Raw genomic sequence first — 12,940 nt, 5'->3', positions numbered from 1 at the left:
GAAAGGAGATCACGGCGTTTCGTCGCCCCGAATCAGTCAATTGGCTCAAGACCTAGCTGTACAAGATCTGGCTATATTTGATTGAATATGCGGACAAATACCAACAGCCGCTTACCTTTGCCGGGTTTGCACCACCACCGCGGCAAAATCGCGGCCTAAACCCGTGCGTCACACGGAAGCGGGTCTTTTACCGGCGGGATAGACCCGATATGAATGCGGCTTGCTCGAGATCGCCGCGTACGGAGGAAGTCCATGGCAGCCAAGACGAAATTCCGGGGATCGTTCACCGCCTTGGTCACGCCGTTCAAGAACGGCTCGCTGGACGAGGCGGCGTTCCGCTCCCTGGTCAACTGGCAGATTTCGGAGGGCACCAACGGCCTGGTCCCGGTCGGCACCACCGGCGAGAGCCCGACGCTGAGCCATGACGAGCACAAGAAGGTCGTCGAATGGTGCATCGAGGAAGCGAAAGGCCGCGTGCCTGTCGTCGCCGGCGCCGGCTCCAACTCGACCAAGGAGGCGATCGAGCTCGCCCAGCACGCTGAAAAGGCGGGCGCCAACGCGGTTCTGGTCGTGACGCCCTACTACAACAAGCCGACCCAGGAAGGCATGTACCAGCACTTCAAGGCGATCAACGACGCGATCGGGATTCCGATCATCATCTACAACATCCCGCCGCGTTCCGTGATCGACATGTCGGTCGACACCATGGCGCGGCTGTGGGAGCTGAAGAACATCGCCGGCGTCAAGGACGCCACCGCCAGCATGGTTCGCGTCTCGCAGCAGCGCGCGGCAATGGGCGAGGACTTCAACCAGCTCTCGGGCGAGGATGCGACCATCCTGGGTTACATGGCCCATGGCGGCCATGGCTGCATCTCGGTGACCTCGAACGTCGCGCCGCGGCTGTGCTCGGAGTTCCAGGCCGCCTGGGCGAAGGGCGATCATGCCACCGCGCTGAAGCTGCACGACAAGCTGATGCCGCTGCACAACAACCTCTTCATCGAGAGCAATCCGGCGCCGATCAAGTACGCGCTGTCGCTGCTCGGCAAGCTGGACGAGACGCTGCGGCTGCCGATGGTGCCGGTCACCGAGCCGACCCGCGTTGCCGTGCGCAGCGCAATGGTTCATGCCGGCCTCATCAACTGACGCGCTGGCCGATCGGGGAGCTTTCATGGCGATCGAGGAAAGAGGCACGCGGATGCTCACGGAGTTCCGCGAATTCGCCATGAAGGGCAACGTCGTTGACCTCGCGGTCGGCGTCATCATCGGTGCGGCCTTCGGCGCCATCGTGACGTCGCTGGTCGGCGACGTGATCATGCCCATCATCGGCGCAGTTACCGGCGGCCTCGACTTCTCGAACTACTTCACGCCGCTTTCGAGCAAGGTCACCGCCCCAAATCTCGCGGACGCGAAAAAGCAGGGTGCCGTCTTGGCTTGGGGCAACTTCCTCACGCTGACGATCAACTTCATCATCATTGCCTTCGTGCTGTTCCTGGTGATCCGTGCCATGAACAAGTTGAAGCGCAAGGACGAGGCGGAGCCTGCCGCTCCGCCGAAGCCGTCGGCCGAGGTCGAGCTGCTGACCGAGATCCGCGATCTCCTCAAGAAGTCTTGACGCGCGCGCTTCATCCAAACTGTTAGCGTCCTCGCGCATCTCGATCAGGTTTGTCCCCCATGGCCGACAAGAATGAACGTCCGATCAAGGTCATGGCGGAAAATCGCAAGGCCCGCTTCAACTATGCGATCGAGGATACGATCGAGGTCGGCATTGCCCTGACCGGCACCGAGGTCAAGTCGATCCGCAACGGCAAGAGCACGATCGCGGAATCCTACGCCGATTCCAAGGACGGCGAGATCTGGCTGATCAACGCCACCATTCCGGAATATCTTCAGGGCAACCGCTTCAATCACGAGCCCAAGCGGCCGCGAAAACTGCTGCTGCATCGCAAGCAGATCAACAAGCTGATGGGAGCGGTCGACCGCGAAGGCATGACGCTGATCCCGCTCAAGCTTTACTTCAACGAGCGTGGTCGCGCGAAATTGCAGCTCGCGGTTGCAAAAGGCAAGAAGCTGCACGACAAGCGCGAGTCCGAGAAGAAGCGCGACTGGAGCCGGGAGAAGGGCCGCCTGATGCGGGCGAGGGGATAGCGGGATGACTCAGAGAAACCTGCTCGAGGTTGATTGGACCCGGATTCCCGCCCCCGCGGATGACGGCGGCGCCGCGCACCTGAAAGGCATGACGCTGCCGCCGGTCAGCCTGCTCGCCACTGACGACACGTCAGTCGCGCTGTCGGCGCTGCGTGGCCGGACCGTGGTGTTCGCCTATCCGCGCACCGGCGAGCCCGGCAAGATCGCGCTGGTCGACGATTGGGACATGATCCCGGGCGCGCGCGGCTGCACGCCGCAGACTTGCGCGTTTCGCGATCTGTTCGCCGAGCTGAAGGCCGCCGGCGCCGCGCAGGTGTTCGGCCTCTCGACCCAGAGCAACGCGTACCAGACCGAGATGGCCTCGCGGCTGCATCTGCCGTTCCCGGTGCTCTCGGACGAGAAGCTGGCGCTCACGCGCGCCCTGAATTTGCCGACCATGGAGGTTGCGGGCCTGACGCTGATCAAGCGCCTTGCGCTGATCGTCGACGACGCCAGGATCACGCATGTGTTCTATCCGGTGTTTCCGCCCGACCGGAACGCCGGCGATGTGCTGGACTGGCTGAAGGCCAATCCGGCCAAAGGCTTGTCTAGGGATTAGTCGAGGTCGGCCTTCACCTTCGCGAACACGGAGCGGAACATGTCCGGCGTCAGCACGCGGGTGTTCGTGTTGTAGCGGGAGCAGTGATAGCTGTCGTAGAGCCTGAATGCGCCGGCCTGATGCACGGCGCCGTGGCCGAAGGGGGCTTGCGATCCCTTCAGGTTCAGCGGCTTGAGCACGGTGTCGTGCGCAATGCGCCCGAGGGCGACGATCGCGCGCAGGTTCGGCATCGTTGCGAGATTCGCGGCGAGAAACTGCCGGCAGGTGTTGATCTCCACCGGCAGCGGCTTGTTCTGCGGCGGCACGCAATGCACCGCATTGGCGATCCGGCAGTCGACCAGCTTCAGGCCGTCGTCGGGACGCGCCCGATATTGGCCCTTGGCGAATCCGTATTCGAGCAGCGTGGTGTAGAGCAGGTCGCCGGCATAATCGCCGGTGAAGGGACGGCCGGTGCGGTTGGCGCCCTGCATCCCCGGCGCAAGGCCGACGATCAGCAGGCGCGCCTTGATGTCGCCGAAAGGCGCAACCGGTGCATTGTGCCACAATGGCTCGCGCGCGCGGTTCGCCTCGCGAAAGGCGACCAGGCGCGGACAGAGCGGACAGTCACGGTCGGGGACGAGGCTGAGAGGCTGGCGGCTTGACCGGGCCGCCTCACTCCTCGAAGTCGTCATCGCCCCTCGCCGGCGCCATCGTGGTTGCGCGCTGGAGGAACTGCGGAGCGTGGTGGCGCGCCTCGCGGTCGCCGCGGTCACGCGGGGCGGGGCGTTCGGACGGGTCGCGACCGAGCTTGGACTGCAGCTCGACGAGGTCGGTGAAGACGTCGGCCTGCCGGCGCAGCTCGTCGGCGATCATCGGCGGCTGGCTGGCGATCGTGGAAATCACGGTGACCCGCACGCCGCGGCGCTGAACGGCCTCGACCAGAGAGCGGAAGTCGCCGTCGCCCGAGAACAGCACCATCTGGTCGATGTGCTCGGCGAGCTCCATGGCGTTCACGGCGAGCTCGATGTCCATGTTGCCCTTGACCTTGCGGCGGCCGGAGGCGTCGATGAACTCCTTGGTCGCCTTGGTGACGACGGTGTAGCCGTTGTAGTCGAGCCAGTCGATCAGCGGCCGGATCGAGGAGTACTCCTGATCCTCGATGATCGCGGTGTAGTAGAACGCCCTAAGTAGCGTCCCGCGGCTCTGAAACTCCTTCAGCAGGCGCTTGTAATCGATGTCGAAGCCCAGAGTTTTTGCCGTCGCGTAGAGATTGGCTCCATCGATGAAGAGCGCGATCTTGTCGGTAGAGGAAGGTGACATTCAGTTTGCTCGCGTAGAGTTCGTGATTGATCGTTTATTGTTGGCGCGGCGACAGCAAGCCGCGCGCTTCTAAAGTCCCGCCGAAACCCGTCGAAACCGCAAATCCGGAGAAGTCGGGGCAATCAAGGTATAGTTATGGCCAACTTGCACATACCCGGCGCCGCCCTCGCCGGCGGCCCGGGTAACCACCCATCCCAGCGCCAATGTGGGGGTAGCAGAGCCGTTTGGCGAGGCCAAATCACAAATTGGCCTTGCGAAACCCTCCCGGTCCCTATAACTACCGGCATTCATCCACATATTTCGTCCCACCCACAACGGAGCGACAGTCGATGGCTCGCGTCACCGTAGAAGATTGTATCGACAAGGTCGACAACCGGTTTGACCTGGTCCTGCTGGCCGCCCACCGCGCCCGCATGATTTCGTCTGGTTCACAACTAACGGTTGACCGTGATAACGACAAGAACCCTGTTGTGTCTTTGCGCGAAATTGCTGAGACCACCATTTCGCCGGAGGACCTCCGCGAGGAGCTGGTGCACTCGCTGCAGAAGTTCGTCGAGGTTGACGAGCCCGAGCCTGACACTGTGCCGCTGATCGGTTCCGCCGGTGCAAGCGTGGATGCAGACGATACCGAAGTCGCCGTTGAGCGCATGACGGAAGAAGAGCTCCTGAAGGGTCTCGAAGGCCTCGCGCCGCCCGAGGAGCAACCCGAGGAAGACGAGTAAATCGTCCCGTCGCGCTCATCGACTTCTTTGTGATCTGATCAAAGGCCCGAACCGTTGTTCGGGCCTTTGCTTTTGTTGGCGTTTTCGTGGTTACCATAGCGTCGTCGGTTCGCGCCTGTCCCTGTCACTGAATTGATCGGACACGCGCGCGATCGGAGCTAAGATGTATACAACGGGCTCTGTCGTGGTCCGTTTGAAGGCAGGACGGCATGGTATATCGACGCCGCACACCAACGCAGATGCAGGCCGCAACCGAATCGGTTGCCGTGGCCCCGACTGCGCCGGTGGCGCGCCCGGCGAAGCCTCGCGCACGCATGATGCGTCAATATGACCTCGTCGAGCGCGTCAGGTCCTACAATCCCAACACCGACGAAGATCTGCTGAACCGCGCCTATGTCTACGCCATGAAGGCGCACGGCTCGCAGACCCGCGCCTCGGGCGACCCGTACTTCTCCCATCCGCTCGAAGTGGCGGCGATTCTCACCGACCTGAAACTCGACGACGCCACCATCGTGGCTGCGCTGCTCCACGACACGATCGAGGACACCGAAGCGACGCGGGCCGAGATCGACCAGATCTTCGGGCCCGAGATCGGCGCGCTGGTCGAAGGGCTGACCAAGCTGAAGCGGCTGGAGCTGGTGTCGCGGGAGGCCAAACAGGCCGAGAATCTGCGCAAATTGTTGCTGGCCATTGCCGACGACGTCCGCGTGCTCCTGGTGAAGCTCGCCGATCGCCTGCACAACATGCGCACGCTGGACTTCGTGCCGACGGAATCGCGACGGCGCATTGCCGAGGAGACGCTCGATATCTATGCGCCGCTGGCCGGGCGCATGGGCATGCAGGAAATGCGCGAGGAGCTGGAGGACCTGTCGTTCCGGACCCTCGACCCGGAAGCCTATTCGGTGGTGATGCAGCGGCTCGATGCGCTGGCGGAACGCAACCGCAATCTGATCGGCGAAATCGAGGACCAGCTCTCCAACAATCTGCGCCACCGGGGCTTGGGCGCGCGGGTCTATGGCCGCCGCAAGAAGCCATTCTCGATCTGGACCAAGATGGAGCGGAAGTCGGTCGGCTTCGAGCAATTGTCCGACATCTTCGGCTTCCGCGTCGTCGTCAACGACATCGAGGCCTGCTACCGCGCGCTCGGCATCGTCCACACGAACTGGCCGGTCGTGCCCGGGCGGTTCAAGGACTACATCTCGACGCCGAAGCAGAACGACTATCGCTCGATCCACACCACCGTGATCGGCCCCGGCAACCAGCGCGTCGAGTTGCAAATCCGCACCGAGGCGATGGACCAGATCGCCGAGCGCGGCATCGCCGCGCACGTGTTCTACAAGGAAGGCGTGGGCTCGCCGACCGAATTCCTCAAGCGCGAGTCCAATGCGTTCGCCTGGTTGCGCCACACCATCGGCATCCTCTCGGAGAGCGCCAACCCCGAGGAATTCCTCGAGCACACCAAGCTCGAGCTGTTCCACGACCAGGTGTTCTGCTTCACCCCAAAGGGCAAGCTGATCGCGCTGCCGCGCCATGCCAACGTGATCGACTTCGCCTATGCCGTGCATACCGACGTCGGCAACAGCGCGGTGGGCTGCAAGATCAACGGCCAGTTTGCGCCGCTGTCCTCGGAGCTCCAGAATGGCGACGAGGTCGAGGTGCTGACCTCCGAAGCGCAAGCGGCGCCGCCGTCCGCCTGGGAAACGCTCGCGGTCACCGGCAAAGCGCGCGCCGCAATCCGCCGCGCCACCAGGACTGCGGTGCGCGATCAATATGTCGGTCTCGGCCGGCGCATCGTCGAGCGCCTGTTCGAGCGCGCCAAGATCGAATATGCCGACGACAAGCTCAAGGGCGCGCTGCCGCGGCTAGCACGAACCTCGATCGAGGACGTCATGGCGGCTGTGGGACGCGGCGAGATCAAGGCCTCCCACGTCGCGCGTGCGATGTATCCCGACTACAAGGAGGAGCGCATCGCGCGCTACGGCGTCAAGAAGGGGCTTGCCGGCAAGCTCAAGGAGAAGTCGTTCGAACCGCCGCGCACCCCGGTCGCGATTCCGATCCGCGGCATCAATTCCGACCTGCCGGTGAAGTTTGCGCCGAATGGCGGCGCAGTGCCCGGCGACCGCATCGTCGGCATCGTCACGCCGGGCGAGGGCATCACCATCTACCCAATCCAGGCGCCGGCCCTGAAGGATTTCGAAGAAGAGCCGGAGCGCTGGCTCGACGTGCGCTGGGACATCGAGGACTCCGCGCCGCAGCGCTTCCCGGCCCGCATCAAGGTCGAGAATGTCAACGAACCCGGCGCGCTGGCGCAGATCGCGACCGTGATCGCCGAGCACGACGGCAACATCGACAACATCAGCATGCAGCGCCGCTCACCGGACTTCACGGAGACGACGATCGATCTCGAAGTCTACGATCTCAAGCATTTGAGCGCGATCCTGGCCCAGCTGCGCGCGAAGGCGGTCGTCGCCCGCGCCGAACGTGTTAATGGATAGACGCCTTCCGTCATGGTCCATTCCTATGATTCCGTGAGTCCTGAAATGCCTGCACCTCCGCTCCGCCTCGGCGTCAATGTCGACCATGTCGCGACCCTGCGTAACGCGCGCAGCGGCCGCAATCCCGATCCGGTGCGCGCGGCGCTGCTGGCGATCGAGGCCGGCGCCGACGGCATCACCGCTCATTTGCGCGAGGATCGCCGGCACATCCGCGACGAGGACATGGCGCGGCTGAAAGCCGAGATCTCCAAGCCGCTTAATTTCGAGATGGCGGCGACCGAGGACATGATGCGTATTTCGCTCGCCACCAGGCCGCATGCGGTGTGCCTCGTGCCGGAGCGGCGCCAGGAGGTGACGACCGAAGGCGGGCTCGACGTCGTCGGCCAGCACAATGCGCTGGCGCCTTATATCGCGCGGCTGAACGATGCCGGCATCCGGGTGTCGCTGTTCATCGCGGCCGATCCCGCCCAGATCGAGACGGCGGCGCGGCTGCGCGCACCCGTGATCGAGATCCACACCGGCGCCTGGTGCGACGCCGTCGTCGAGGGTCACGCCGACAAGGCCGAGGCCGAATGGCGGCGGATCGTGGCAGGGGCGAAGCTGGCGAAAGAAGCAGGGCTGGAGGTTCACGCCGGACACGGGCTGGACTACGCGACAGCGGAGACGATCGCCGGCTTGCCGGACATCATGGAACTCAACATCGGCTACTACATGATCGGCGAAGCCCTGTTCGTCGGTCTCGCCGAGACGGTTCGCAGCATGCGCGCGGCGATGGACCGCGGCCGGAGCCGGGCATGATCATCGGCATCGGCTCCGATCTGATCGACATCACCCGGGTCGGCAAGGTGATCGACCGCCATGGCGAGCGCTTCCTCGACCGCATCTTCACCGCGGCCGAGCGGGCCAAGGCGGAGCGGCGCGCCAAGAACGAGAAGATGGTGGTGGCAACCTACGCCAAGCGCTTCGCCGCCAAGGAGGCCTGCTCCAAGGCACTCGGCACCGGCATCAGGCGCGGCGTGTGGTGGCGCGACATGGGGGTGGTCAACCTGCCGGGAGGGCGGCCAACCATGCAATTGACGGGCGGGGCGCTGGCCCGGCTCCAGGCCCTGACGCCCGAAGGGTTCGCGGCGCAGATCGACCTGTCGATCACCGATGACTGGCCGCTGGCACAGGCCTTCGTCATCATTTCGGCCGTGCCGCTGGCCAAACCCTGACGGTGCTCCGATAATTTTATAATTCGCATTCAAAATCAAGCGCTTATGCAGTTTTGACGCGATCCTTGATTGCGTGGTCTCCGACAACCGTCTAAAAGTCCGCGGACGCAAATCAGGCTGGGCGAATTCGGCTTTACGCCGGAATTGGCCCTCATTATCAGAATCAGGACAATCTCCTTGGGCCGCGAGCGATGGGCTGTTCGCGGGAGGAGGGCGCGCTGTGACCGCCCGCCGGAATTGAGAGAGCAATGAGCGTGACTTCAGGAACGAAAACTGAGAGCGGCATCGGCGAAACGATCCGGGTCGTGATCCACGCTCTCCTGATCGCTCTGGTGATCCGCACCTTCCTGTTTCAGCCGTTCAACATCCCATCCGGCTCGATGAAGGCGACACTGCTGGTCGGCGACTATCTGTTCGTCTCGAAATATTCCTACGGCTACAGCCATTACTCGATCCCGTTCTCGCCGCCGCTGTTCTCGGGGCGGATCTGGGGCTCGGACCCGAACCGCGGCGACATCGTCGTATTCCGCCTGCCGAAGGACGATTCCACCGACTACATCAAGCGCGTGATCGGCCTGCCCGGCGACCGCATCCAGATGCGGGACGGGCTGCTCTACATCAACGACACGCCGGTCGAGCGGCAGCGCATGAGCGAATTTGTCGGCGAGGACCCCTGCGGCGCCGAAGGCAGCGGCGTCTCCCGGGTGAAGCGCTGGAAGGAAACGCTCCCGAATGGCGTGTCCTACGAGACGCTGGACTGCGCCGACAACGGCTACGTCGACAACACCAACGTCTACACCGTGCCGACCGGCCACTTCTTCATGATGGGCGACAACCGCGACAACTCCACCGACAGTCGCTTCCTCGGCCAGGTCGGCTACGTGCCGCAGGAGAATTTGATCGGGCGCGCCCAGATGATCTTCTTCTCGATCGCCGAAGGCGAGCATGCCTGGATGTTCTGGCGCTGGCCCTGGGCGGTGCGCTGGAATCGCTTCTTCAAAATCGTCCGATGAAAGACGAAGCCAAGGACATCGCGATCCTACCGACCGAGGCGCAAGCGGGCCCCGACGGCGAAGCTGCGACCAAGACTCTTGATACCAAGACCCTTGAGGTCAAGACGCCTGAGATCAAGACGCCCGCAAAGAAGAAGCGGGTGCGGAGCAGCAAGGTCAGGGGCTCGGATGCGAATGCGGGGCTCGAGGCACGCATCGGCTACAGCTTTGCCGATCCGAACCTCTTGATGCAAGGCATCACGCATGTCTCCGCGCTGAAGTCCGGGCGCAAGCGCGGCGACAGCTATCAGCGGCTGGAATTCCTCGGCGACCATGTGCTCGGGCTCGTCGTCTCCGACATGCTCTATCACGCCTTCCCGAACGCCGACGAAGGCGAGCTGTCCAAGCGACTTGCCGAACTGGTGCGCAAGGAGAGTTGCGCCGATGTCGCCAAGTCGCTCGGTCTGCTCGACGACATCAAGCTCGGCTCGGTCGGCTCCAGCGCCGACGCGCGCCTGCGCAAGAGCGTGCTCGGCGACATCTGCGAGGCCGTGATCGGCGCCGTCTTCCTAGACGGCGGCTACGCGGCAGCGGCCGATTTCGTCAAGCGCAACTGGACCGAGCGCATGCACAAGCCGCGACGTCCCTTGCGCGATCCCAAGACCGTTCTCCAGGAATGGGCACAGGGCAAGGGATTGCCGACGCCGGTTTATCGCGAGGTCGAGCGCACCGGCCCGCATCACGATCCGCAATTCCGCGTCGCGGTCGACCTGCCGGGGCTGGCACCGGCGGAAGGCATCGGCGGCAGCAAGCGCGCGGCAGAGAAAGTGGCAGCTTCAGTGATGATCGAACGTGAAGGCGTTGGCGGCGGCAATGACGGTTGAAGCAAGCGGCGAGGCGCCCACTGCCACGCGCTGCGGCTTCGTCGCGCTGATCGGCGCGCCGAATGTCGGCAAATCCACGCTGGTCAATGCGCTGGTCGGGGCCAAGGTCACGATCGTCTCGCGTAAGGTGCAGACCACGCGCGCGCTGATCCGCGGCATCGTGATCGAGAACAACGCGCAGATCATCCTGGTCGATACGCCCGGAATCTTCCTGCCCAAGCGCCGGCTCGACCGCGCCATGGTCTCGACCGCCTGGAGCGGCGCGCATGACGCCGACCTCGTCTGCGTGCTGCTGGATGCCAAGGCCGGCATCGACGAGGAAGCGGAGGCAATCCTCACCAAGGTCGCCAGCGTCAAGCACGAGAAGATTTTGGTCATCAACAAAGTCGACCTGGTCCAGCGCGAGAAGCTGCTGGCGCTGGCGCAGGCTGCCAACGAGCGCATGGCCTTCGCAAAGACGTTCATGATCGCGGCGATCTCCGGCGACGGCGTCGATGACCTCAGGCGTACACTGTCCGAGATCGTACCGCCGGGGCCGTTCCTCTATCCCGAAGACCAGATGTCGGACGCGCCGATGCGGCAGCTCGCGGCCGAGATCACGCGCGAGAAGATCTTTCGCAAACTGCACCAGGAACTGCCCTACCAGTCCACCGTCGAGACCGACAAGTGGGAAGAACGCAAGGACAAGTCGGTGCGCATCGAGCAGACGATTTTCGTCGAGCGCGAAAGCCAGCGCAAGATCGTGCTCGGCGCCGGTGGCGCCACCATCAAGTCGATCGGCGCGGACTCGCGCAAGGAGATCGGCGAGATCCTGGGCGTGCCGGTGCACCTGTTCCTGTTCGTCAAGGTGCGCGAGAACTGGAGCGACGATCCCGATCGCTACCGCGAGATGGGCCTGGAATTTCCCAAAGAATAACCAAGAAAAGATCGGTCGACGATGAGCGTACCCAGCAACGTACGGCGCTTCGAAGCGTTGCTCTATGCATCGTTGATGCTGGATGCCTTGTCGGTGGCGGTGCAGGACCGCACGCCGACTGCCGAGATGACCGAACAGATGATCATGACGTCGTCGCTGCTCGCCGGCGGCATGATCCTGCTGCTGGTGTATTTCGTCCGGCTGGCCGCGCACGGGCGCAAGAACTGGCCGCGCTGGGTGCTGGCGGCAGCGCTCGTGCTGTCGGTGATCTCGCTCGGCCAGATCATCGGCGAGAAAGGCATGGAACTCGACAGCGCCATCGAGATCGTCTCCTGCGTGCTGACCGCGATGGGATTGTATTTCTCGTTCCGCGGCGACGCGCAGGGCTGGTTCAACGCGTGAGGCCGTGTCGGGTGGATTGGCGGCGCGCAATTCACCTTCCAGGCGTGCCCCCGCGATTGGCCGATTAGGCCTTCGGCCAATCCGCCCTACGATTGAAGACCGGAATCCGCTAGACTTCACCGATGGAATGGACCGACGAAGGCATCGTGCTGGGGGTGCGGCGGCATGGCGAGAGCAGCGCCATCGTCGAGTTGCTAACCCGTGCCCACGGCCGCCATCTCGGTCTCGTCCGCGGCGGCGCCGGCTCTCGGATGCGTCCGTTGCTGCAGCCCGGCAACAGCCTCCGCGTGGTATGGCGGGCGCGGCTCGACGAGCATCTCGGCACCTATGCCATCGAGGGCCTCAAGCTGCGGGCGGCGACGCTGCTGGGATCATCCCACGGCGTCTACGGCATCACCCATCTCGCCTCGATCGCGCGGTTGCTGCCGGAGCGCGATCCGCACGAAAACCTCCTGGCGCTGCTCGAACATTCGCTGGACGATTTCGACGACATCGGCAGCGCGGCCGTGCACGTGATCCATTTCGAACTGGCAATGCTCACCGAACTCGGCTTCGGGCTGGCGCTGGAAAACTGCGCGGTGACAGGAGAGACCACCGACCTGATCTACGTCTCGCCCAAATCCGGCGGCGCGGTGTCCCGCGGGGCGGGCGAGCCGTGGCGCGACCGCCTGTTGCGGCTGCCACCGTTCCTGCGCCAAAGCGAGGTGCATGGCGACCTCACCGATCAGGATCTCCAGGACGGCTTTCGACTGACCGGCCTGTTCCTGCTGCGCCACGTGCTGGAACCACGCGGGCAAGGCCATTCCGATGCGCGGGCAGGCTTCATCAACGCGCTGACGCGACAGCAGGCAAAGGCCGCCATTCCCGCGCCATGAGCTTGGCGCGGCTCTGCGTTGCCTCAGTGGACCAGCCCTTGCTGGAACAAAACTCGGTTCCCCGGACTTGCCATTTTGGGTTCCAACCGGGGATAGCCTCATGCTGATCAAGGGACTTGTGATATCGGCAGCGCTGATTGCGCTGGCGCCGGACGCCCTCGCGGGTGAGCAGCCGGGCGTCTTTCGCCGTGCTTCCTGTACCGTCGTCAGATTCTATGTGGCTAAATATTCCGCTGCAGCCGCAGAGGCATGGGCACGGTCCAAAGGGGCGACGGAGGCCGAGATCGACACCGCGCGGCGGTGCCTGACCAATGCCCCGGCCACCACGCAGGCTAAAGCCGCGCCACCCACCCAGACCTTCACCGCAGGCTGGGCCGGCCAGTAGGCCGCCACAGGGA

16 protein-coding genes are annotated in these 12,940 nt (G+C 64.0%); 14 read left to right on the top strand and 2 right to left on the bottom strand.

Annotated features, from left to right (window positions below; translation table 11 throughout):
• Positions 1 to 252 precede the first annotated feature (252 nt).
• From dapA to IVB19_RS20885, 4 genes are read left to right on the top strand one after another with little or no spacing between them, the layout of a single operon-like run.
• Entirely contained in the window at positions 253 to 1,143 is an 891-nt protein-coding gene (dapA, locus tag IVB19_RS20900; protein ID WP_007603384.1) for a 4-hydroxy-tetrahydrodipicolinate synthase, read from the top strand.
• Between the two features lie 52 nt (positions 1,144 to 1,195).
• The gene (mscL, locus tag IVB19_RS20895) at positions 1,196 to 1,612 is read left to right on the top strand and encodes a large conductance mechanosensitive channel protein MscL (protein ID WP_247821691.1); all 417 of its coding nucleotides are present in this window, start codon (positions 1,196 to 1,198) and stop codon (positions 1,610 to 1,612) included.
• Positions 1,613 to 1,671: 59 nt separating this feature from the next.
• On the top strand, positions 1,672 to 2,145 hold the full coding sequence (smpB, locus tag IVB19_RS20890; RefSeq protein ID WP_007603387.1) for an SsrA-binding protein SmpB: 474 nt from the start codon (positions 1,672 to 1,674) through the stop codon (positions 2,143 to 2,145).
• A gap of 4 nt (positions 2,146 to 2,149) precedes the next feature.
• Complete coding sequence (locus IVB19_RS20885) at positions 2,150 to 2,743, top strand: peroxiredoxin (protein WP_085351429.1); 594 nt, start codon at positions 2,150 to 2,152, stop codon at positions 2,741 to 2,743.
• Here the strand turns inward: IVB19_RS20885 and IVB19_RS20880 are convergent.
• Positions 2,740 to 3,414, bottom strand: coding sequence for a uracil-DNA glycosylase (locus tag IVB19_RS20880; RefSeq protein ID WP_026233573.1), 675 nt, complete (start codon positions 3,412 to 3,414; stop codon positions 2,740 to 2,742). The two genes, IVB19_RS20885 and IVB19_RS20880, sit on opposite strands and share 4 nt — an antisense overlap.
• Positions 3,395 to 4,042 (bottom strand): LabA-like NYN domain-containing protein, encoded by a 648-nt coding sequence (locus IVB19_RS20875; protein WP_007603390.1) that lies wholly within the window; start codon positions 4,040 to 4,042, stop codon positions 3,395 to 3,397. Before IVB19_RS20875 ends, IVB19_RS20880 begins: the two co-directional genes overlap by 20 nt.
• A gap of 329 nt (positions 4,043 to 4,371) precedes the next feature.
• Here IVB19_RS20875 and rpoZ point away from each other — a divergent pair, with 329 nt between their 5' ends.
• The 10 genes from rpoZ to IVB19_RS20825 all read left to right on the top strand — a co-directional run bounded on the left by rpoZ (position 4,372) and on the right by IVB19_RS20825 (position 12,927).
• Positions 4,372 to 4,764: a DNA-directed RNA polymerase subunit omega gene (gene rpoZ, locus IVB19_RS20870; protein WP_007603391.1), complete on the top strand. Its 393-nt coding sequence runs from the start codon at positions 4,372 to 4,374 to the stop codon at positions 4,762 to 4,764.
• Between the two features lie 209 nt (positions 4,765 to 4,973).
• Positions 4,974 to 7,259 carry a RelA/SpoT family protein gene (locus tag IVB19_RS20865; protein WP_026233572.1) on the top strand — a complete coding sequence of 762 codons (2,286 nt, stop codon included), beginning with the start codon at positions 4,974 to 4,976 and terminating at the stop codon, positions 7,257 to 7,259.
• A 45-nt stretch (positions 7,260 to 7,304) separates the two neighbouring features.
• Positions 7,305 to 8,057: a pyridoxine 5'-phosphate synthase gene (locus IVB19_RS20860; protein WP_026233571.1), complete on the top strand. Its 753-nt coding sequence runs from the start codon at positions 7,305 to 7,307 to the stop codon at positions 8,055 to 8,057.
• Positions 8,054 to 8,473: a holo-ACP synthase gene (gene acpS / locus IVB19_RS20855; protein ID WP_007611179.1), complete on the top strand. Its 420-nt coding sequence runs from the start codon at positions 8,054 to 8,056 to the stop codon at positions 8,471 to 8,473. Before IVB19_RS20860 ends, acpS begins: the two co-directional genes overlap by 4 nt.
• Before the next feature lie 248 nt (positions 8,474 to 8,721).
• Positions 8,722 to 9,486, top strand: a complete 765-nt coding sequence (gene lepB, locus IVB19_RS20850; protein ID WP_018458408.1) for a signal peptidase I — start codon at positions 8,722 to 8,724, stop codon at positions 9,484 to 9,486.
• Positions 9,483 to 10,349, top strand: a complete 867-nt coding sequence (rnc, locus tag IVB19_RS20845; protein ID WP_085357520.1) for a ribonuclease III — start codon at positions 9,483 to 9,485, stop codon at positions 10,347 to 10,349. Before lepB ends, rnc begins: the two co-directional genes overlap by 4 nt.
• Positions 10,339 to 11,265, top strand: coding sequence for a GTPase Era (gene era, locus IVB19_RS20840; RefSeq protein WP_018458406.1), 927 nt, complete (start codon positions 10,339 to 10,341; stop codon positions 11,263 to 11,265). The genes rnc and era overlap by 11 nt, the downstream gene beginning before the upstream one ends.
• A gap of 21 nt (positions 11,266 to 11,286) precedes the next feature.
• Positions 11,287 to 11,667 carry a hypothetical protein gene (locus IVB19_RS20835; protein WP_018458405.1) on the top strand — a complete coding sequence of 127 codons (381 nt, stop codon included), beginning with the start codon at positions 11,287 to 11,289 and terminating at the stop codon, positions 11,665 to 11,667.
• 122 nt (positions 11,668 to 11,789) lie between these two features.
• Positions 11,790 to 12,542: a DNA repair protein RecO gene (gene recO / locus IVB19_RS20830; RefSeq protein WP_247819862.1), complete on the top strand. Its 753-nt coding sequence runs from the start codon at positions 11,790 to 11,792 to the stop codon at positions 12,540 to 12,542.
• Positions 12,543 to 12,642: 100 nt separating this feature from the next.
• Complete coding sequence (locus tag IVB19_RS20825; RefSeq protein ID WP_018458403.1) at positions 12,643 to 12,927, top strand: hypothetical protein; 285 nt, start codon at positions 12,643 to 12,645, stop codon at positions 12,925 to 12,927.
• The last annotated feature ends 13 nt before the right edge of the window (positions 12,928 to 12,940 follow it).

This window comes from Bradyrhizobium sp. 187 (assembly GCF_023101005.1).
GTDB lineage: Bacteria > Pseudomonadota > Alphaproteobacteria > Rhizobiales > Xanthobacteraceae > Bradyrhizobium > Bradyrhizobium canariense_D.
This window is presented reverse-complemented; position numbering and strand designations above follow the sequence as displayed.